This is a genomic window from Variovorax sp. YR752 (genome assembly GCF_943372545.1).
On the sequence record NZ_CALRZC010000019.1, the window covers coordinates 14,945 to 35,150 of the forward strand.

Here is a 20,206-nt window from a genome sequence, read left to right on the forward strand (position 1 = left end):
GGCTCAGCTACGGTTTTCGTCAGCCGGCAGACTGTCGACCATCGCGCGCCCCGCGTCGGTGAGGTGCGCGACCCAACGTTCGTCCTGCTGCACCACGCGCACCCAGCCGGGCCCGCGCACACCGCCGAGGGTTGCATCGCCCATCAGCGTGAGTTGGCGCATGACCACGCTCGCGCCCTGCCCCAGCCGCTTGCCCAGGCGCGGCAGCGACATGCCGCCCTCGCCCGGTGCTTCTGCGAGCGCGCGCAGGATCGCGATGAAAAAGGCGTCGGCGTCGAACCCGGCGTTCATGCCGCCACGGCGTCGACTTCCACCATGACCGGCGTCACATGCAGCGACAGCACCACGGGAATCGACTTGGACGTCGGCGTGCCCGCGTTCTCAGCCACCGACGACAGCGGCACCAGCGGATTCGTCTCGGGGTAGTAGGCCGCGAGGTTGCCGCGCGGGATGTCGTAGGCGACCAGCTTGAAGCGGTCAGCACGGCGCTGAATGACGGCCCCCTCGCTCGGCACTTCGTGTCCTCGCTGCCCCCCAAGGGGGGCCTCGCTTGCTTGGGGCGGCCCGGCGCGGCGCTCGGGCCCGTCGCTCCACACGGTCTGGATGTCGACCCAGTCGCCGTCCTTCATGCCGAGCTGGCGGATGTCGTCGGCGTGGATGAACACCACGCGGCGCTGACCGAACACGCCGCGGTAGCGGTCGTCCATGCCGTAGATGGTGGTGTTGTACTGGTCGTGCGAGCGCGTGGTGAGCAGCGTGAACACCAGCGTGTCGCGCTGCGACGCAAAGCGCGCGCGGGCCCGGTGGGCGTGCGTGTCCAGCGGCACGGCGTGCGTGAAGAACACGGCCTTGCGCGACGCGGTGGCCCACACGCGCTCGCTCGCCGTGTTGCGCAGGCGGAAGCCACCCGGATGCGCCACGCGCGCATTGAAGTCCTTGAAGTCGTCGAACACGGCTTCGATCTTGTCGCGGATGCGCGCGTAGTCTTCCACCAGCCAGAGCCACGGCGTCTTGCTGCGCGCGCCGATGGTGGCTGCAGCAAGGCGCGCGACGATGGCGGGCTCGGACAACAAGAGTTCCGACGCGGGCGGGTTGATGCCCACCGAGATGTGCACCATGCTCATCGAGTCTTCGACCGTCACGCCCTGCGGGCCGTTGGCCTGCATGTCGATCTCGGTGCGGCCCAGGCACGGCAGGATGAGCGCCTCGCGCCCGTGGATGATGTGGCTGCGGTTGAGCTTGGTCGTCACGTGCACCGTGAGGTCGCACTGCTGCAGCGCCTTCCAGGTCTGGTAGGTGTCGGGCGTGGCGGCCGCGAAGTTGCCGCCCAGCGCGAAGAACACCTTGCCCTTGCCGTCGAGCATCAGCTGGATCGCCTCGACCGTGTCCACGCCGTTCTGGCGCGGCGGCTCGAAGCCGAACACCTGCTGCAGCCGGTCGAGCAGCGCGGCCGGCGGCTTTTCCCAGATGCCCATGGTGCGGTCGCCCTGCACGTTGCTGTGGCCGCGCACCGGGCAGGCGCCCGCGCCTTCGCGGCCCATGTGGCCGCACAGCATCAGCCAGTTGCCGATCATCTGGATCGTGGCCACCGAATGCTGGTGCTGCGTGATGCCCATGCCCCAGCAGGCGATGACGCGCTTGGCGCCCAGGTACACGTCGGCCGCCGCGCGCATCTGCGCTTCGCTCAGGCCCGACTCCTGCACCAGCAGCGGCCACGATTCGGCGCGCAGGTCGTCGGCCAGCGCCTCGAACCCCAGGGTGTGCTCGGCGATGAATGCGTGGTCGAGCACCGAAGGCTCGCCGCGCGCCACCGCCGCGTCTTCGCGCTCGATGACGTGCTTCATCATCCCCTTCACCGCCGCGAAGTCGCCGCCCACGCGCAGCTGGAAGTAGTGCGTGCTGATCGGCGTGGAGCCCAGCGTGGCCATCTCCAGCTTGTCCTGCGGGTCGGCAAAGCGCTCCAGGCCGCGCTCGCGCAGTGGGTTGAAGCTCACGATGCGCGCGCCGCGCTTGGAGGCCGCGCGCAGCTCGCCGAGCATGCGCGGGTGGTTGGTGCCCGGGTTCTGGCCGAAGATGAAGATCGCGTCGGCCTTCTCGAAGTCTTCCAGCGTGACCGTGCCCTTGCCCACGCCCAGCTGCGGGCGCATGCCGCTGCCGCTGGGCTCGTGGCACATGTTCGAGCAGTCGGGAAAATTGTTGGTGCCGTACTCGCGCACGAACAGCTGGTACAGGAAAGCCGCCTCGTTGCTCGCGCGGCCCGAGGTGTAGAAGATGGCCTGGTTCGGGTCGGGCAGCGCGTTCAGGTGCTGCGCAATGCGCGCGAAGGCGTCGTCCCAGTCGATCGGCACGTACTTGTCGCTGGCCGCGTCGTAGGCCATGGGGTGCGTGAGGCGGCCCTGGTCCTCGAGCCAGAAGTCGCTCTGCTGGGCCAGCTCGGCCACCGTGTGCTTCGCGAACAGCTCCGGGCCCGCGCGGCGCGCGGTGGCCTCGGCGGCCACGGCCTTCACGCCGTTCTCGCAGAACTCGAAGGTCGAGGCATGGTTGCGGTCAGGCCAGGCGCAGCCGGGGCAGTCGAAGCCGTCGGGCTGATTGGCCGAGAGCAGCGTCTTCGCGCCCTTGACCGGAATGTCCTGCCGCAGCAGCGCATTGGTCACGCTGCGCAACGCGCCCCAGCCACCGGCGGGGCCCTTGTAAAACTCGATCTTCTGCTCGCTCATGGCGGCAGTGTTGGCTTGCGGGGGCGTGGCGTCAAATTGAATCGGCACATGCGGCGATTCAAAATGGAAATGACGGGGGAAGAAAACGGCGCTCAGGCCTCGCGCGCGCCGCCCATCAGCAAACCCCTCAGCTTGCTGCGCAGCGGCGTCTCTTCCACCTCCTGCACCCCGGCAATCTCCCGCAGCGCAAAGTCGCGGCTGTCGGCGTTGTGCAGGTCGATCTCGCGCACCACCTGCCCGTCCTTGTAGACAAAAGCCACGTCGGCCAGGGCCAGCACGTCTTCGATGTCGTGCGTGATCATCAACACCGGAATGCCCCATTGCTTGCGCACCTGCGCGAGTTCGTTGCGCAGCTCGGCGCGCAGCATGGGGTTGAGCGCGGCAAAGGGTTCGTCGAGCAGCAGCACCTGCGGCTCGCAGGCCAGCGCGCGCGCCAGGGCCACGCGCTGCTGCTGGCCGCCCGAGAGTTTCTGCGGCCGGCTGTCGGCCAGCGCGGCGAGGCCGAAGCTGGCCAGCAGCGCCTGCACGCGCTCGGCGTCGCGGGCCGGCAGCGTGCGGCGGTGCCACGCGGTGAGCCCGAAGGCCACGTTCTCGCGCACCGTGAGGTGCGGGAACAGCGCGTAGTTCTGGAACAGGTAGCCGATGCGGCGCGCCGGCGCGGGCACGTCGATGCGCTGCGCCGCGTCGTACAACGTGCGGCCGTCGAGCCGCACATGGCCCGCCGACGGATGCAGCAGGCCAGCGATGGCCTGCAGGGTGAGCGACTTGCCGGCCCCCGAGGGGCCGTAGAGCGCGGCGAAGGGAACGTCGGTCTGGAAGCGCACGGCGAGGTCGAAGCGCCGGGCCCCGTCCTTCACCGTGAGCTGCAGATCGACATCGATCATGGCTTGCCGAAACCGTAGCGCGTGAGCACTTCCTGGGCCGCAGGCGTCGACAGGAAGGCGATGAAGTCGCCGGCCAGCGCCTTCTGCTTGCTCTCGGCCACCACGGCGATCGGGTACGTCACGGGCGTGTGGCCGGTGGGCGTGAAGGCGACCTTGACCTTGTCGCCGGCCACGGCCGCGTCGGTGCGGTAGACGAAACCGGCCTCGACCTCGCCGCGGCTCACGTAGTCGAGCACCTGGCGCACGCTGTCGGCCTGCACGAACTTGGGTTCGAGCACGGTCCAGAGCTTGGCGTTGTCCAGCACCTGCTTGGTGTAGCGGCCGACCGGCACGGTGGCGGTCTTGCCGACGGCGATCTTCTTCACGCTGGCGCCGCTCAGGTCCTGCAGCGACTTCAGGCCGACGGCGCCCTGCGCGGGCTCGACCAGCACGAGGCTGTTGGTGACGAAGTCCTTGCGGGTGGCGGTGTCGATGAGCTTCTGGTCGTTGCCGCGGTTCATGGTGTCCTGGTCGGCGCTGGCGAACACATCGACCGGCGCGCCCTGCGCGATCTGCTGCAGCAGCACGCCCGAGGCGGCGAAGTTGAAGCGCACGGTGCTGCCCGCCTTGGCGGCTTCGAACTTGGGGCCGATTTCCTTGAACGCGTCGGTCAGGCTCGCCGCGGCGGACACGGTGATCTGCTGCGCGGCGGCTGCGAGCGGAAGCGCAAGGGCGAGGGCAACAGACAAGAGGCGCAACGGACGCATGGGCACAGTCTCCAGGAAAAAATAGAAATCAACGAAGCGAAAAGAAGCGGTTGGACACGACCAGCACGGCAATCGACAGCACCGACGTGACGACGACCAGCAGCAGCGCCAGGTCGTCATGGCCGGCTTGCACGGCGTCGTAGATGGCCATCGACAGGGTCTGGGTCTGCTTGGGAATGGAGCCGGCCACCATCAGCGAGGCGCCGAACTCGCCCATGGCGCGCGCGAACGCGAGCAGCGTGCCGGCCAGGATGCCGGGCCAGGCCAGCGGCAGCGTGACGCGCAAGAACACCGAGAACGGCGACTGGCGCAAGGTGCTCGCGGCGGCCTCGAGCGAGCGGTCGACGTTCGAGAACGCCGCGCTGGCCGACTTGAGCACCAGCGGCAGCGCCACCACGGCCGAAGCCACCACGGCGCCGTGCCAGCTGAAGATGATGGTGTAGTCGAAGTGCTCGCGCAGCCAGGCGCCGAGCGGGCTGCGCCGCCCCGCCGCCACCAGGATGGCGTAGCCGATCACCGTGGGCGGCAGCACCAGCGGCAGCATGAACACGGCCTCGAGCACGCCCGAGCCGGTGAACTGCTTGCGCGCGAACACCCAGCCCAGCGCCACGCCCGCGACCAGCGCGAGCAAGGTCGCGACCGCGGCGACCTGCAGCGACAGGACCAGCGGAGACCAGTCGGTGGTGGCGATGAGCGAAGCGGTCGTCGTGTTCATTTGAATACGGCGAGATTGTTACATGCGCAGTCCTTTTCGTTCATGCGGGGATGCGCGAATGCGCCGGTCTTCATATACTGGCGAATACAGCGTTGGAGACTTTTCCCATCTGCCCATGCGCCCTTCCATCCACGACACCGTTGTCCGCTCGACCTCCGGCAGGCCCGAGCTTCGCCATGTGACGCAGGTGCACGAATGGCGCATCGAACGCACGCTGGACGCCGGCGGCTTCGTGCTGTCGATCATCGCGCCGGGCGGCGAGAGCCAGTCGTTCCTGGTGGCGCCGGGCGACGCGCAGGACATCGGCGAGGTGCTGCGCCGCAGCGCGGCGTGGACCGACCGGCGCGAGCAATGACCACCCAGTGGCGCCACATGACGGGTGCGGAACGCATCCTCGAAGTGCTGCTGACGCGGCGCTCCGTGTCGCCGCGGCGCCTGCAATCGCCCGGCCCGAACCCTGACGAACTCGACGCCATCCTGCAGGCCGGCCTGCGCGCGCCCGACCACGGCGGGCTGCATCCGTGGCGCGTGATCGAGTTCCGCCTGCAGAACCGCGAGGCGCTGGCCTGGTGCTTCGAACAGGAAAAGCTGCGGCGCGATCCGCTCGCCAGCCCGACCGACCTGCGGCGCGCCCGCGAGCACGCCACGCGTCCGCCGCTGCTGCTGGGCTTCGTGGTGTCGCCGCGCGAGCGCAGCAAGATCCCGGCGCGCGAGCAGTGGCTGGGCGCCGGCGCGGCGCTGGGCAACCTGCTCGCCGCCGCGCACCAGTTGGGCTACGGCGCCATCGTGCTCAGCGGCGAGCGCTGCTTCGACGAGACGCTGGTGCGGCAGGTCGGCGTGCAGCCGGGCGAGTACCTGGCGGGCTTCATCAGCATGGGCACGATCCGCGAAGCGCCGCCGCAGGCGCGCGAGACGCTGTCGCAGGACGTGTGGTCGTGCTGGCAGGGCGACCTGCTGCCGGGCGCTGCCGGCGACGGCCCAGCCGACAGCGTTCAATCCATCCGGCCGTCGGAGCGCGTGCGCGGCAGCTGATCGAGCCGCGCGCCGAACCAGCCCACGCGCTCGGTCTCGCGCACGTCGAAGCGCGGCACGTAGGGCTTGATGTCGAGCACGGGCGTGCCGTCGACCATGTCGTTGCCGCTGAAGTGCAGCGTCGTGCCGTCCACCGCCGTGAGCCGCACGATCGACAGGCCCAGCCGGTTGGGCCGCGCGGGCGAACGCGTGGCGAACACGCCGTGCGTGGCGTCGTCGAGAAAGGGCACCACCTCGAGCCGTTCGTGCGCGCAGCGGTGCAGGTGCGTCACGAGGATCAGGTAGTCGAAACCTTCGATGTCGCGCAGCCCCGGCGCGAATTCGGCGAACACCTCGAGGCGGCCCACTTCGTCGGGTGCACCGGCCGTCTGGATCGGCATGCCCGAGGTCTCCGTGAAGCGGCTGCGCACGATGCCGACCGGTCGGCTGACGACGGGGTCGATGTCGGCGGCGTTCATGGTGCGAGCAGGCGCGTGAGCGCGCGAACATCCGCCGCTGTCGCCAGGCGCGCGGCGTTCTCGATGGCGCGGTAGCGCTTCACGATGTCTTCGCCCACCGGGGTGAGCGCCGTGCCGCCGCCGCGCGAGCCGCCGGCGGCCGTGTTCACCGCGGGTGAGGCCAGCGTCTGGTTCATCTCGTCGATCAGCATCCAGGCTCGGCGGTACGACATGCCGAGCAGGCGGGCCGCCGCCGAGATCGAGCCGGTCTCGGCCACGGCTTCGAGCACGGCGATCTTGCCGGGGCCGATGGCGATGGTGTCGTCCCGGTAGATGCGCAGGCGGAACTGGGCTTTGGATTTCATGGTGGCGCAAAGGGTAAACCATCCGCGGTGCCATCGGCACCCGCGCGCCGGGCTACGCGGCGTCGAGCGCGCCGCTGTGCTCGCGCGCCTGCGCTTGCCATTCGGGCGTCTGCAGAAAAGCCAGCGCGGCATCGAGCGCACGCGCGGGCCGCACGCCCTCCTGCGTCATGAAGCCGATGGGCGTGCGCACCTCGGGCGACACCAGCGGCAGCGCCTCCAGTTCGCGGTGGCCGCGCACGGCAGCCACCATGGCGCCGGGCAGCACGCTGCTGACGGTGCCCACGCTCACGGCCAACGCGAGCGTGAGCACGGAATTCGTTTCGATGGCGGGCGCCACCGCGGCCACGCCGGCGTCGCGCAGGGCCTGGTCGATGATGGCGCGGTTGTGCATGTCGGGCGTGAGCAGGCACAGCGGCAGCTTGCCGGCTTCGGCCCAGGTGATGGGCCGACCGATGCGCAACCGGTCGGCCGACGGCTTCTTGGCGCGCCGCAGCAGGAAGTAATGTTCAATGCTCTGCGGCCACGCCTTGAGCTTGACGCCGGGCAGATGCATGCGCTCGGTGTAGCCCAACGCGAGGTCGACCGAGAGGTTCTCCAAGCCCGTCTCCAGCTCCTGCGAGCTCATCGAGAGCACGGCCGGCACGATGCCCGGGTGGCGCTGCTGCAGCATCGCGGCAAAGCGCGACAGCATCGGGATCGCGGTCGGCACGGCGGCCATGCGCAGGCGCCCGCGCGGATCGTCGGCTTCGCTGCGCAACTCCTGCAACAGCACCTCGTTGTCGCGCAGCATGCGCTGCGCCGTGGCCAGCACGCGCTCGCCTTCATGCGTGAGGCCCACGTACACGCGGGAGCGCTTGACGATGACGACGCCGAACTCGCCTTCCAGCGCGCGCAGTGCGTTCGAAAGGGCCGGCTGCGTGATGTGGCAGGCCTGGGCGGCGCGGCCGAAATGCTTGTGCTCGCTGAGTGCGACGAGGTAGCGCATGGAGGCGAGCAGGTTCATTTCTTCTTGTCCTTTGTGTGCGCTCGTTCGGGGCGCGTGCACAGGCCACCGGGTACTTCCGTCCGCGAATGTCCCCCGGGCTTCGCCCTCCTCCTTGATTTCGCTGCGGGAAGCACCCAGTGCCCTGTGCACGGGACGCGACGGCAGTGTGCGGCCGATCAACCCATGCTCTGAACACGCTCACGTCGATGGGGTGCCTTGCGCAGCGAAATCAAGGAGGAGCGAAGCGGGGGACATTCGCGGAGCAAGGCGCCCCGTCGGCGGGAGCGTCGCCCTGGAATGCGCCCCTATCTCACGTGTTCTTGCTGATCGAAATCGTCGGAAACTTCGCCGAGAAGTCCTTCGCCTTCTCCGCAATCCCCACCGCCACGCGACGCGCCACGGCCTTGTAGAGCGCGGCCACTTCGCCGTCAGGGTCGGACACCACCGTCGGCGCCCCGCTGTCCGCCTGCAGCCGGATGTTGATGTCCAGCGGTAGCGCGCCCAGGTATTCCATCTGGTATTCGGCCGCCATCTTCTTGCCGCCGTCCGCGCCGAAGATGTGCTCCGTGTGGCCGCAGTTCGAGCAGATGTGCACCGCCATGTTCTCCACGATGCCCAGGATCGGCACACCGACCTTCTCGAACATCTTGATGCCCTTGCGTGCGTCCAGCAGCGCGATGTCCTGCGGCGTGGTGACGATCACCGCGCCGGTCATCGGCACGCGCTGGCTCAGCGTGAGCTGGATGTCGCCGGTGCCCGGGGGCATGTCGACGATCAGGTAGTCGAGGTCTTTCCAGTTGGTCTGGCGCAGCAGCTGCTCGAGCGCCTGCGTGGCCATGGGGCCGCGCCAGATCATGGCCTGGTCGGCGTCGACCAGGAAGCCGATCGACATCACCTGCACGCCATGGCGCTCCTTGGGCTCCATGTTCTTGCCGTCGATGCTCTCGGGGCGGCCGTCCAGGCCCATCATCATGGGTTGGCTCGGGCCGTAGATGTCGGCGTCGAGCAGGCCCACGGTGGCGCCCTCGGCGGCCAGCGCCAGCGCCAGGTTGGCGGCCGTGGTGCTCTTGCCCACGCCGCCCTTGCCCGAGGCCACGGCCACGATGTTGCGCACGTTGGGCATCAGCTGCACGCCGCGCTGCACCGCATGGCTGATGACCTTGGTGACGATGTTGACCGACACGTTCTCCACGCCCGGCACGGTCTTGGCCGCGGCCACGAGCGACTTGCGGATGGCCGCGTGCTGGCTCTTGGCCGGGTAGCCCAGTTCGAGCTCGAACGAGACGTCGCCCTCGGCGATCTGGAGGTTTTTGAGCGAGCGCGTCGCTGCGAATTCTTTGCCGGTGTTAGGGTCCGTGACGCTCTTGAGCGCGTCCATGAGCCCGTCGGGGGTGAGTGCCATTGATCAAACTCCTGAATGGCGGGTAGTCTATTCGGCCTGCCAAGCCCGTACCGGGCCGCGTTCAATACCCGTCCGAAAACCCAGACGCCAAAAAAGAATGCCCGAGACACGCCCCGCCACCGGCCTGCTGCTGACAGGCGGCGGCGCCCGCGCCGCCTACCAGGTCGGCGTGCTCGAAGCCATCGCCGAGATCCGGCGCGACGCCCTGGCCGCCGGTGCGGTCATCGGCAGCGGCAACCCGTTCCAGGTCATCACCGGCACCTCGGCCGGCGCCATCAACGCCGCCGCGCTGGCCTGCGGCTCCGACGACTTCGACCGCGTGGTCGCGCACATTGCGCAGGTGTGGGGCAACTTTCGCGCCGAGCAGGTCTACCGCGCCGACTCGCTCTCGGTGCTCGGCAGTGGCGCGCGCTGGCGCATGCTGCTCGGCCTCGGGCGTTTTGCGGCCAACTGGATGCGCATCAAGCCGAAGTCGCTGCTCGACAACGCACCGCTGGCCGACTTGCTCGCGCGCCTGGTGCCGCTGGACCGGCTGCCGCAGCTCATGCAGCAGGGCCACGTGCAGGCGCTGGCCGTCACAGCGTCGAGCTACAGCTCGGGCGAGCACGTCACCTTCTTCGAAGCGGCCGTGCCGATGGAGCCCTGGGTGCGTTCGCAGCGCCTGTCGGTGCGCGACCGCATCACGCATGCACACCTGATGGCCTCGTCGGCCATTCCCTTCGTGTTCCCGGCCACCGCGCTGCCGATGCCGCCGGGCCACACCGAGTACTTCGGCGACGGCTCGATGCGGCAGTCGGCGCCCATCGCGGCGGCGATCCATCTGGGCGCGCAGCGCATCGTGGTGATCGGTGCGGGCCGCATGCACGAGCCGCGCGACGAGGCCGCGCCCAACACCCACAGCGGCTACCCGACCATGGCGCAGATCGCGGGTCATGCGCTGTCGAGCATCTTTCTCGATGCGCTCGCGGTCGACATCGAACGGCTGCGCCGCATCAATCACACGCTGGGCCTCATTCCCGAAGAGGCGCGCGCCGCGAGCGCGCTGCGTCCGCTCGACCTGCTGGTGATCTCGCCGTCGGAGCGCATCGACATGATCGCGGCGCGCCACGTCGACGCGCTGCCGGGCGCCGTGCGGCACCTGCTGGGCGGCTCGAAGGTCGCGGCCGACGTGAAGGGCGGCGCGTTGGCGAGCTATCTGCTGTTCGAGTCGGGCTACACGCGCGAGCTGATGGCACTCGGGCGCGCGGATGCGATGCGGCAGCGCGATGAAGTGGTGCGGTTCTTCGGGTGGGTGCCGGCGTGATGGCGCAAGTTGCACGCACACCTGCATCCACACCCGACTGCCCACCTACTTGAAGATCAGCGCCATCGCATCATCGAAGGCGGGCAGGTCCGTCGCGAGGTGGCTCTTCGAATAGGTCTTCTCCACGAGCGTCAGGCCCGGGTACGCGCGCTTGAGCAGCTTGTCGTACAGATCGCCTACCGGCACATAGTTGCAGGCGGTGGTGTCGCCGCAGCGCGCGAGGAACAGTGTGGCGTTGAACGTCTTGCCAGCACGGGCGTCGTACATCTTCTGCTCCATCGCGTCGATGTCGGCTTTCTGGAAACCGAAGGCGCCGTCGAAGGACAGGAAGTGCGAGAACGAGAGCGTGCTGCCCGCCCCTTCGAGGAAGAGCGCGATGCCTGTCATGCTGCCGCCGAGCGACAGGCCCGTGAGGATGCGCTTGCCCGTGTTCACCCGGTACTTCGATTCGATGAACGGGAGCAGTTCGGTCGTGAGGAACTCGTGGTACGGCACGACGCCCGGCAGGTTGAAATCGGTGCTTCTTCGCCCGGTTCCACCGATGCCGACCAGGAGGGCCTCCACACCCCGGCGCTCGAGAATTTCCTTCAGGTTCTGGAAGCGCGACCCCGGCGGGTTGAAGCCGGCATCGGCGTCCAGCGCATAGATGATGGGCAGCGGTGCGGCACTGCTGTCGTACGAAGGCGGCAGATACACCTGCAGTTCGTAGGTGGCGCCGGTCTTCGACGACTGGATCGTGGCGGAGGTCGTTCGCCCCGCCGCGGGCGCTGTCGTGGGGGGCGGTGCCACGGCGCCTGGTGCGATCGGCAAGACAGCGCCACCCCCACCGCCGCCACCGCCTCCTCCCCCACCGCAACCCGACAGCGCGACCAGTACCGCACAGCAGCCGATTGCGGCCATCCGGGCGCGAAGAATGCCTCTGAGTTCCATGAAACGCCTTGCTTGTTGTGACGATGCGGCTCGCATCGCGCCGGATCATCAGAGGCGCACAGGTCAGTGGTCAATGCCGTCGATACCAATGAGGAAGATAGTTCGCACGCCTCATTGCGCCTCGTCCAACAGCCCCAGCACCACGTCCAACAGCACGTTCGCGCCCTGCACCAGGTCGGCGCTCGCCGTGTGCTCCTTCGGGTTGTGGCTGATGCCGCGCACGCTCGGCACGAAGACCATCGCGGCGGGACAGAGGCGCGCCATCATCTGCGCGTCGTGGCCCGCACCCGAGGTCATGCGTCGGTGGCTCAGGCCGCGCGCATGCGCGCTGGCTTCGATGACGCGGACCAGTCGTTCGTCGAAGGGCACCGGCTCGAAGCGGGCTAGCCTCCGGGCTTCGATGGTCACGCCCTCGGTCGCTTCGAGTTGCCGCAGACAGTCCGCCAGTTCAGCCTCGGCCGCCTGCAATGTCGCCTCGTCGGTGTTGCGCAGGTCGACCGTGAGCGTGGCGCGCGCCGCGATCACGTTGATGAGGTTGGGGTGCAGGTCGATGGCACCGACGGTCGCGACCTGGCTGCCGCCGTAGCGTCGCGCCAGCTCGCGCACGAACACCGCGATGGCGGCGGCGCAGTAGCCGGCGTCGTGGCGCAGGCGCATCGGCGTGGTGCCTGCGTGGTTCGACTGGCCGGTGACGACGACCTCCTGCCAGGAGATGCCCTGCAGGTCGGCCACCGCGCCGATGGTGACGCCTTCGGCCTCCAGCACCGGGCCCTGCTCGATGTGCAGTTCGACAAAGGCATGCGGCACCAGCGTGCCGCACGGCATGTCGCCCGCGTAGCCGATGCGCGCGAGTTCGTCGCCCAGCCGCGCGCCGTCGGTGGCGAGGGTGTCGAGCGCCGCATCGAGCGCCAGGCCGCCCGCATGCACCAGCGAGCCCAGCATGTCGGGCATGAAGCGCACGCCCTCCTCGTTGGTGAAGGCGGCGACCACGAAGGGGCGCAGTGTCTGGCGCTGGCGTTCGTTGAGCCAGCGCACCACCTCCAGGCCGGCCATCACGCCGTAGTTGCCGTCGTAGCGCCCGCCCGTGGCGACGGTGTCGATGTGCGAGCCGGTCATCACGGGTTTGGCATCGGGCAGTTGGCCGGGACGGATGCCGAAGATGTTGCCGATGCGGTCGATGCGCACCGTGAGGCCCAGGTCTCGCATCCACTGCACGAGTTGGTCGCGGCCCGCGCGGTCGGCGTCGGTGAGCGCGATGCGGCAGACGCCGCCTTGCGCGGTCGCGCCGATGGCGGCGTGCGCGTCGATGCGCGCCATCAGCGCGGCTTCGGCGATGCCTTCGTGTTGCAGCCATTGCGTCTGCGCCGCCACGACTTCTTCGCCCGAGCGGCCAGTCAGCGCGCGGTACACGCCAGGTGCGGTCGCGCCTTCGGTGCTGAACAGCAGCACGCGCGAGCTGGCGTCGAGGCCGGCGGCGCGCGCCAGTTCGGGGTCGGCTGCAAGCACCTGCAGCGCCGCGAGGCCGGCCGCGCCGGACTCGCCGACCAGCACGGGCACGTCGCCCGCCTCGCCGGTGGCGAAGGTGTGCATGGCGTGCTCGGCGTCGGCATCGGTGACGGTCATGAAGAGATCGACCGAGGGCTGCAGAAAGCGCCACGCGAGCGGCGAGGTCTCGCCGCAGGCCAGCCCGGCCATCACCGAGTCGACGCTGCCGGTGGCGCGGTCGGGGCGACCGCTGCGTGCGCTCTGCAGCAGGCAGTCGGCCTGCTCGGGCTCGACCACGATGAGCATCGGCCGCGCGGCGCCATAACGCTCCCAGACATGGCTGGCCACGCCGGCCGCGAGCCCGCCGACGCCGCCCTGCACGATGACGTGGGTGAAGGGACACGGCGCGCCGGGCGCGGTGTTCTCGAGCAGTTCGTCGACGAGGATGCCGTAGCCCTGCATCACGTCGCGCGGAATCTCTTCGTAGCCTTCGTAGGAGGTGTCGGAGACCACTTGCCAGCCATTCGCCTGGGCCAGGCGCGCCGCCTCTTCGACCGAGGCGTCGTAGTTGCCGGCGATGCGCACGATCTCGGCGCCGAGCGCGGCAATGGGCGCCTCGCGCTCTTCGCTGACCTGCGCGTGCAGCACGATCACGCAGCGGCAGCCCATGCTCTGCGCGGCCGCGGCCAGTGCGCGGCCATGGTTGCCGTCGGTCGCGCTGATGACGACGAAGTCGCGCAGCGCCGCGGCGTGCCGGCCCGCGAACAGGTCGGCCGGCGTCCAGCCCCGGTCGGGCCAGCGACGCAGCACGAGCCGCAGCAAGGCCACGGGCGCGCCGAGTACCTTGAAGCTGCCGAGCGCGGAGCGGCGCGATTCGTCTTTCACGATGACCTGCGCGATGCCCAGTTGCGCCGCGAGCCGGGGCAAGGGCCACGCGGGTGTCGGCTGCGGCGAGAGCCGGTCCCAGGTGGACAGCCACTGGCGGCTCTCGCGGCCGCGTGCGATGTTCATGACGGCCTGCAGGGCCGCGTCGTAGCCGCGCCGTTGCGCGTGAGGATTGGCGAAGAGCATGAGAAGAAAACCGGAAATGAAGAATGGATCAGGCGGCGGTGCGCACGGGAAGCCGCAGCCGCACGATCTCCGCGAAGTAGCGCGCGCCCGTGGTCAGCACCGCGTCGTTGAAGTCGTAGCGGCCGTTGTGCAGCGGCGTGCCGCCGGGCTCGCCCTCGGCGCCGTTGCCCAGGAAGACGAAGGCGCCCGGCACGGCGCGCAGGAAGGCGCCGAAGTCTTCCGAGATCATCATCGGCGCCACATTCGCATCGACCTTCTCCGCCCCCACGACGGCCGTGGCAGCGTCCACCGCGGTCGGCACGCATTCGGCCCAGTTCACGGTGGGCGCGAACTCGTGCGTGTAGCTGAAGGTGCAGTCCGCGCCGTGCATGCGGCAGATGCTTTCGCTGATCTCGCGCATGCGCGTTTCGAGCATGCGTTGCACGGCGGGGTCGTAGCTGCGCGTGTCGCCCTTGATGACCACGTTCGACGGAATCGCGTTGCGGATGCCGTCGGTGATGAACTCGGTGCATGACACCACGGCCTGCGCGCCCGGGTCGAGCGTGCGCGACACGATGGTCTGCAGCGCCAGCACGATCTGCGCGCCGATCACGATCGGGTCGATGCCCATGTGCGGCCGCGCGGCGTGCGTGCCGCGGCCGTGGATGTGGATGACGAAGTTGTCTTCGCTCGCCATCAGGCCGCCCGCGCGCGTGGCGAAGGTGCCGGCGGGCAGGCCGGGCATGTTGTGCAGGCCGTAGATCTCGTCGACCGGGAAGCGCGTGAACAGGCCGTCGTCCATCATGGCGCGGGCGCCGCGGCCGTGCTCTTCGGCGGGCTGGAAGATGAAGCGCACGGTGCCGTCGAAATCGCGCCGCTCGCGCAGCAACTGCGCGGCGCCGAGCACCATCGCCATGTGGCCGTCGTGGCCGCAGGCGTGCATGCGCCCGGGCGTGCCGGACACATAGAGCCGCTCGGTCGCGAGCTCGGTGATGGCCAGCGCGTCCATCTCGGCGCGCAGGCCGATCACGCCCGCGCCGCTGCCCACCGTGAGGCTGGCGACCAGCCCCGTGCCGCCGATGCCGGTGTGGACCTCGAGGCCCAGCGCCCGCAGCGCGTTGGCAATGAAGGCCGAGGTCTTGGCTTCCTCGAAGCCGGTCTCGGGCATCGCATGCAGCTGGTGCCGCCAGCCGGCCAGCTGGTCGCGCAGGGGGTGGTCTGGAAACTTCATGGCGAGATGCTATTGACAACGCAGCGGGACAGGTGCGCAAAATGAGCCGCTGCCACGCAACGTTTTTGCGCGAGACATCGCCTTTTCATGACACCCCTCGACGCCCTCGATCTGCACCTGCTCGAACTGATCCAGGCCGACAGCCGCCTCTCGCAGGGCGAACTCGGCGAGCGCATTCACCTGTCGACGGCGGCAGTGAACCGACGGCTCAAGCGCCTGCGCGACGAGGGCGTGATCCAGCGCCACGGCGCCGTGCTGTCGCCGGCCGCGCTCGGGCACCCGCTCACCATCGTGGTCGAGGTCGAGGCCGAAAGCGAGCAGATCGAACGGCTCGACGCCATGAAGCAGAGCTTTCGCGACTGCCCGCAGGTGCAGCAGTGCTACTACGTGACGGGCGAGTGGGACTTCATCCTCGTGTGCGTGGTGCGCGACATGGCGCAGTACACGGCGCTCACCCGCCAGCTGTTTTTCCAGAGCAACAACGTCAAGCGCTTTCGCACGCTGGTGACGATGGACCCGGTGAAGGTGAGCCTGGATGTGCCGGTGTCGGCGGGGGGCTGAGGGCGCGGGCTCAGGCGGCCCGCAGCGTCACGAGCCCAGGCCGAACAGCGCCAGCAGGCCCAAGACGAACCAGCCGGCCTTCTTGGCGCTGTCGGCGCTTTCCTTCGAGATCGGCCACAGCTTGGCGCGGCGCCAGGCCAGGAAGTTGTTGGCCACCGCCAAGCCCACGCCGAGCAAGAGCAGCGGCGCCATGCCCCATGCAGCCGCTGCGATGCCCGACAGCACGATGATCAGCAGGCCCGCCACCCCGATCCCGCTCGAGGTGCTGGCCAGCACATGCGAGAGTTTTCCGCAGCGCCCGCACGCCGCGGGCGTTTCGCGGCTGGACCAGCGCTTGGCCATGGCGGCGATGCCCGGCTGGCAGCAATGGGGACAGGCGTAGGTCATGCGGCTCCCGCGAACAACGAGGAAGCCAACGATAGCCGATGGGCTCAACGCACCGGCAGCATCGAGCGCAGCATCAGCAGCACCGCGCCGACGATCGGGGCCATGGCCAGCAGCCGGCCGGGCTCGAAGGCCAGCCCTGCGACGGCGCCGATGAAGCCGCCAACCTTGATCCACGTCGCCACCGCGCCCCAACCGCGCCGATGGGTCACGGCGAGGGCGACCAGCGCGATCCAACCGACCGCACCACCGAGAACCGACAGCGTCCAGCTCAGCAGGTAGAACGCCGAGTCCGCGTCGCGGAACGCGAGGGCCGTGCCCAGGCCGCGCCAGGTGTGCCACCAGCCGTCGAACAGCAGGAAGCCGGTGGCCGAGGCGGCCCACCAGAAGAAGGCATAGAGGCTGGCAAGGCCGGCGAGTGCCGCCAGCCCGCCCAGCAGGCGGCGGGTGATGTCGTCGAAGGGCGTGTGGTCGCGCCAGGCGGCGGTTTGTCCGTGGTCCATGGTCGGAGCTCCATTGGGTTCGCAATGGGTCCGACGGTAGGCAGCGAATGTGCGGGCTGGATGAAGCCTGTGTGAACGCGGGGGCTCAGGCCTCGGGTGCTTCTGGCGTGGCTGGTGCGTCAGGGGAAATGCCCAGCTCGGAGCACACGCGCCCCACCAACGCCTTCAGCGACGCCACCTCGGTTTCGAGCCGCGCCACATTGGCCTTGAGCGCCGCAACCTCGCCGAGCGAATCACCGTGCGTGGCAAAGGCGCCGTCGCCCGACGCGCCCGGCCCCGCGACCTCTTCCGCCGGCGGCCCGCTCAGCAGGTGCGCCCAACGGCTTTCGCGTGCGCCCGGCAGGCGCGCCAGCTTCACCACGAGCGCACCGGCCGGACGCTCGGACAGCTCGTTGAGGAAGCCCTCGACCGACGAGATGTCGGCAAAGTTGTGCATGCGGTCGCAGGCGATGCGCAGCTCGCCGGCGGTCTGCGGGCCGCGCAGCATCAGCACGGTGAGCAGGATGACCGACTGCGACGGAATGCGCAGCACGCGGTCGGCGTTGTGTTCGTAGCGGAAGGCGCGGCCGCCGCTGGTTTCGGCCACGAGGCTGTAGCCCTTCAGGCTCTCGATGGCGGCCTGCACCTGCGACTCGCTGAGTTCGAGCACCGGGTTGCGGCTGGTCTTCTGGTTGCAGCCCGACACCAGCGAATTGAGCGTGAGCGGGTAGCTGTCGGGCACGGTGCGCTGCTTTTCGGCCAGCACCCCGAGCACGCGGGTTTCGAGGAGGGACAGGACGGGCAGCGGTGTGGACATGGCGCAGGGAGAAAAAAGGCAGAAGTAAAAAGGCAACCGGGCCTCAGGGCGCCACCACGGCCAGCATCGGCCCGAGGTCGCGCACGAAGTCGTTGCGCTGCAGTGTCTTCGAGTAGATCGCCGACACGGTGCCGTCGAGGTACAGCGCATCGCGGCAATGCAGCACATCGCGGAAGTAGAGCGCGAAATCGTAAAAGTTCACCGGCGTTTCGGCAAAGACGAAGACGGCCGTCGAGCCCGACACGCACACGCCGTTGCGGGTCTTGCGTGAATCCGAAGTCGGAATGAGCGCCGGGTGCACGGCGCCGTGGCGCAGCAGCAGCGGGCCCGACTGGGTCGCCAACTGCACGCCACCCTTCGCAGCCATCGCCGGGTACTCCGACGCCTCGACGATGCGCGGCCCGTCGGCCGTCACGAGGAACACGCCGTTGGGCTTGCGAAAGAAATTGCCGACACCGTCGGCAAGATTCAAAGGCGCTTCCTCGCGGCCTTCGCGCACCAGCAGGCCGACCGGCGCAAAGTCGGCGTGGTACATGCCGGCGTTCACCGCGAACAGCAGCTGCTTGTTGCGCGCTTTCAACCAGGCCTCGAGCCGGTCGAAGCGCTTGAAGGCGGTGCCCGTGTCGTCGTTCAGGAACAGCGCGAGCCGTTCGGTGCGAAGGTCGACCTTCACGACGGTGTAGCGCGGCGCGTCCGTGGCCCCGGCGGCGGACCACGCCAGGCCGGCGAGCAGAAAGACCAGCGCAGGCAGCAGCAGTTTTTTCATGCGACGACCTGCGCTGCCTTTTTTCTTCCTTGCTTGCTCAGCCGCCGTTGATGCGCGCGACCAGCGCCTTGGTGAAAGCAGCGGTGTTCGCCGTGCCGCCCAGGTCGCCGGTGCGCACGTTGTCGATGTTCAGCGTCTGGTCGATGGCCGTGCGCAGGCGCGTGGCCAGCTCGGGCATCTTCGTGTGGTCGAGCATCATCGCGGCGGCCAGCAGCAATGCGGTCGGGTTGGCGATGCCCTTGCCGGCGATGTCGGGCGCCGAGCCGTGCACGGCCTCGAAGATCGCAGCGTCGGTGCCGATGTTGGCGCCCGGTGCCATGCCCAGGCCGCCGACGAGGCCGGCCACGAGGTCCGACAGGATGTCTCCGAACAGGTTGGTCGTCACCAGCATGTCGAACTGCCAGGGGTTGAGCACCAGCTTCATGGCGCAGGCGTCCACGATGATCGAATCGAGTTCGAACTTGCCCTTGTACTTTTCGGCGTAGAGCTGCTCGCCGGTTTCCAGGAACAGGCCGGTCAGCACTTTCATGATGTTGGCCTTGTGCACCAGCGTGACCTTCTTGCGGCCGGTGGCGATCGCCGTGTCGAACGCGTACTCGAGCACGCGGCGGCAGCCCTGGCGCGTGTTGATGCCGGTGGCCATGCCCACGGCGTGCGGGTCGCCGTCGATGCGCACGTAGTGCTCGTGGCCGATGTAGAGGCCCTCGAGGTTCTCGCGCACGATCATCAGATCGATCTTGTCGAAGCGCCCGCCCGGGATGATGGTGCGCGCGGGGCGCAGGTTGGCGTACAGCTGGAACTCCTCGCGCAGCCGCACGTTCGACGAGCGATAACCGCCGCCCGAGGGGGTTTCGAGCGGGCCCTTGAGGGCGAGCCGGGTGCTGCGGATGCTGTCCAGCGTGGCCTTGGGCAGCGGGTCGCCCGAGGCCTTGACACCGCCGAGGCCGGCGATCTGGGTGTCCCAGACGAAAGGCGCCTTCAGCGCATCGAGCGCGGCCAGGGTGGCGTCGACGATTTCAGGGCCGATGCCGTCGCCGGGGATGAGGGTTGCGGGAATGGGGGTGGTCATGGAAAGGCGCCCTCGTGAGGTCAGGTGAAGGGGGGTCGCGGCCGGTTCGGCGCGAAGGCTGAAGAATAACGCCGGCCCCTCGCTGCCGCCGGGCCTCAGGCGGGGCGTCAAAGGGTCATTCGAAGGCGGTGGCTTGGGCCAGCATGAGGAGCGTGTGGCTCATGGCTCGACCTCCTGGTCGACGAGCGACGCCCGGCGCACGACACGGCCCGGGGCCAGCAACGCACCGGGCGCAACCACGGCATTGGCGCCGATGCAGACCCCATCGCCGATCAGCGCGCCGAACTTGTCGCAGCCGGCGGGCTGCAGCGCCCCGCCGGGTCCGCTGCGCACCCTGATCTGCTTGTCGGCGCGCTCGTTGCGGTGATTGCACACGATGCTGCCCGCCTCCATGTTCACGCCCGCGCCGACGATCGAATCGCCGACGAAGTTGAAATGCGCCAGCGCCGAGCCCGCGAACACGAAGGACGATTTCAGCTCGGTGCCCGGCCCGATCGTGCAGCGCGCATCGACCCAGTTGCCGCCGCGCAGGTAGGCGCCCGCGGCCACGAAACAGCCAGCGCCCAGAATCAGCGGCCCCTTGAGCACCGCGCCGGGCTCGACCACGGCGTCGCGGTGAACGGCCACCTCGCCGTCGATGGCGTACACATGTGCCGGCAGCGCTGCGAGCAGCCGGCGCACGATCTCGGGCGCGCGCGGCGGCAGTTCCCAGGGCAGGAGCGCGCCCCAGGGCGCCAGGGGAGAAGCGGCGAATCCCGCGACGTAGGCGAACAGGTCGATGGCATGCGTCATGGGGTCGATGCTGCCACCGAACGCACGGGCGGACGCCGCCACCTAAAATGCCC

General features: G+C 69.1%; 22 protein-coding genes and 1 pseudogene. 4 read left to right on the forward strand and 19 right to left on the reverse strand.

From position 1 onward, the window contains the following. Positions 1-3 precede the first annotated feature (3 nt). The 5 genes from AAG801_RS06825 to modB form a co-directional block, all read right to left on the reverse strand. A complete protein-coding gene (locus tag AAG801_RS06825; protein WP_341887723.1) occupies positions 4-291 on the reverse strand; it encodes a hypothetical protein in 288 nt (95 codons plus the stop codon). After that, a complete protein-coding gene (locus AAG801_RS06830; RefSeq protein ID WP_341887724.1) occupies positions 288-2,717 on the reverse strand; it encodes an FdhF/YdeP family oxidoreductase in 2,430 nt (809 codons plus the stop codon). The genes AAG801_RS06825 and AAG801_RS06830 overlap by 4 nt, the downstream gene beginning before the upstream one ends. A 92-nt stretch (positions 2,718-2,809) precedes the next feature. Beyond that, positions 2,810-3,601: an ATP-binding cassette domain-containing protein gene (locus AAG801_RS06835; protein ID WP_095949325.1), complete on the reverse strand. Its 792-nt coding sequence runs from the start codon at positions 3,599-3,601 to the stop codon at positions 2,810-2,812. After that, on the reverse strand, positions 3,598-4,347 hold the full coding sequence (modA, locus tag AAG801_RS06840) for a molybdate ABC transporter substrate-binding protein (protein ID WP_341887725.1): 750 nt from the start codon (positions 4,345-4,347) through the stop codon (positions 3,598-3,600). The genes AAG801_RS06835 and modA overlap by 4 nt, the downstream gene beginning before the upstream one ends. A gap of 28 nt (positions 4,348-4,375) precedes the next feature. Beyond that, the gene (gene modB / locus AAG801_RS06845; RefSeq protein ID WP_341887726.1) at positions 4,376-5,062 is read right to left on the reverse strand and encodes a molybdate ABC transporter permease subunit; all 687 of its coding nucleotides are present in this window, start codon (positions 5,060-5,062) and stop codon (positions 4,376-4,378) included. A 115-nt stretch (positions 5,063-5,177) separates the two neighbouring features. Here modB and AAG801_RS06850 point away from each other — a divergent pair, with 115 nt between their 5' ends. Both AAG801_RS06850 and AAG801_RS06855 read left to right on the forward strand, forming a co-directional pair. After that, on the forward strand, positions 5,178-5,417 hold the full coding sequence (locus AAG801_RS06850; protein ID WP_257884683.1) for a hypothetical protein: 240 nt from the start codon (positions 5,178-5,180) through the stop codon (positions 5,415-5,417). After that, positions 5,414-6,094, forward strand: a complete 681-nt coding sequence (locus tag AAG801_RS06855; protein WP_341887727.1) for a nitroreductase family protein — start codon at positions 5,414-5,416, stop codon at positions 6,092-6,094. Before AAG801_RS06850 ends, AAG801_RS06855 begins: the two co-directional genes overlap by 4 nt. On the opposite strand, the gene tsaA is transcribed toward AAG801_RS06855, so the two are convergent. The 4 genes from tsaA to apbC form a co-directional block, all read right to left on the reverse strand. After that, on the reverse strand, positions 6,055-6,552 hold the full coding sequence (gene tsaA, locus AAG801_RS06860; protein WP_101489045.1) for a tRNA (N6-threonylcarbamoyladenosine(37)-N6)-methyltransferase TrmO: 498 nt from the start codon (positions 6,550-6,552) through the stop codon (positions 6,055-6,057). The genes AAG801_RS06855 and tsaA overlap by 40 nt on opposite strands. Further along, positions 6,549-6,896: a LysR family transcriptional regulator gene (locus tag AAG801_RS06865; protein ID WP_062478989.1), complete on the reverse strand. Its 348-nt coding sequence runs from the start codon at positions 6,894-6,896 to the stop codon at positions 6,549-6,551. Before AAG801_RS06865 ends, tsaA begins: the two co-directional genes overlap by 4 nt. Positions 6,897-6,948: 52 nt before the next feature. Next, positions 6,949-7,899, reverse strand: coding sequence for a LysR substrate-binding domain-containing protein (locus AAG801_RS06870; protein ID WP_341887728.1), 951 nt, complete (start codon positions 7,897-7,899; stop codon positions 6,949-6,951). A 292-nt stretch (positions 7,900-8,191) separates the two neighbouring features. After that, entirely contained in the window at positions 8,192-9,283 is a 1,092-nt protein-coding gene (gene apbC / locus AAG801_RS06875) for an iron-sulfur cluster carrier protein ApbC (protein ID WP_101489042.1), read from the reverse strand. 97 nt (positions 9,284-9,380) lie between these two features. Here apbC and AAG801_RS06880 point away from each other — a divergent pair, with 97 nt between their 5' ends. Then, positions 9,381-10,586, forward strand: a complete 1,206-nt coding sequence (locus tag AAG801_RS06880) for a patatin-like phospholipase family protein (RefSeq protein WP_341887729.1) — start codon at positions 9,381-9,383, stop codon at positions 10,584-10,586. Positions 10,587-10,631: 45 nt separating this feature from the next. Here AAG801_RS06880 and AAG801_RS06885 read toward each other — a convergent pair whose 3' ends face one another. The 4 genes and pseudogenes from AAG801_RS06885 to AAG801_RS06900 all read right to left on the reverse strand — a co-directional run bounded on the left by AAG801_RS06885 (position 10,632) and on the right by AAG801_RS06900 (position 15,282). Next, positions 10,632-11,375 carry an alpha/beta hydrolase-fold protein gene (locus AAG801_RS06885; RefSeq protein WP_341887730.1) on the reverse strand — a complete coding sequence of 248 codons (744 nt, stop codon included), beginning with the start codon at positions 11,373-11,375 and terminating at the stop codon, positions 10,632-10,634. 252 nt (positions 11,376-11,627) lie between these two features. Then, positions 11,628-12,866 carry a M20 family metallo-hydrolase gene (locus tag AAG801_RS06890; RefSeq protein ID WP_341887756.1) on the reverse strand — a complete coding sequence of 413 codons (1,239 nt, stop codon included), beginning with the start codon at positions 12,864-12,866 and terminating at the stop codon, positions 11,628-11,630. A gap of 9 nt (positions 12,867-12,875) precedes the next feature. After that, positions 12,876-14,072, reverse strand: a pseudogene (locus AAG801_RS06895) (diaminopropionate ammonia-lyase); the annotation flags it as partial. Positions 14,073-14,100: 28 nt separating this feature from the next. Next, on the reverse strand, positions 14,101-15,282 hold the full coding sequence (locus AAG801_RS06900; RefSeq protein ID WP_341887731.1) for a M20 aminoacylase family protein: 1,182 nt from the start codon (positions 15,280-15,282) through the stop codon (positions 14,101-14,103). A gap of 87 nt (positions 15,283-15,369) precedes the next feature. On the opposite strand from AAG801_RS06900, the gene AAG801_RS06905 reads away from it, so the two are divergent. Next, entirely contained in the window at positions 15,370-15,843 is a 474-nt protein-coding gene (locus AAG801_RS06905) for an Lrp/AsnC family transcriptional regulator (RefSeq protein WP_101489038.1), read from the forward strand. 27 nt (positions 15,844-15,870) lie between these two features. Here the strand turns inward: AAG801_RS06905 and AAG801_RS06910 are convergent, their stop codons facing one another. The 6 genes from AAG801_RS06910 to AAG801_RS06935 form a co-directional block, all read right to left on the reverse strand. Continuing rightward, positions 15,871-16,230, reverse strand: coding sequence for a hypothetical protein (locus tag AAG801_RS06910; RefSeq protein ID WP_341887732.1), 360 nt, complete (start codon positions 16,228-16,230; stop codon positions 15,871-15,873). A 44-nt stretch (positions 16,231-16,274) separates the two neighbouring features. Beyond that, positions 16,275-16,730, reverse strand: a complete 456-nt coding sequence (locus AAG801_RS06915; protein ID WP_341887733.1) for a hypothetical protein — start codon at positions 16,728-16,730, stop codon at positions 16,275-16,277. Positions 16,731-16,815: 85 nt separating this feature from the next. Beyond that, a complete protein-coding gene (locus AAG801_RS06920) occupies positions 16,816-17,526 on the reverse strand; it encodes a YceH family protein (protein WP_101489036.1) in 711 nt (236 codons plus the stop codon). Between the two features lie 43 nt (positions 17,527-17,569). Continuing rightward, positions 17,570-18,292: a phosphodiester glycosidase family protein gene (locus tag AAG801_RS06925; RefSeq protein WP_101489035.1), complete on the reverse strand. Its 723-nt coding sequence runs from the start codon at positions 18,290-18,292 to the stop codon at positions 17,570-17,572. Positions 18,293-18,329: 37 nt separating this feature from the next. Then, positions 18,330-19,361 carry an isocitrate/isopropylmalate family dehydrogenase gene (locus tag AAG801_RS06930; protein ID WP_101489034.1) on the reverse strand — a complete coding sequence of 344 codons (1,032 nt, stop codon included), beginning with the start codon at positions 19,359-19,361 and terminating at the stop codon, positions 18,330-18,332. Positions 19,362-19,520: 159 nt separating this feature from the next. Then, entirely contained in the window at positions 19,521-20,153 is a 633-nt protein-coding gene (locus AAG801_RS06935) for an LpxA family transferase (protein WP_341887734.1), read from the reverse strand. Between the last annotated feature and the right edge of the window lie 53 nt (positions 20,154-20,206).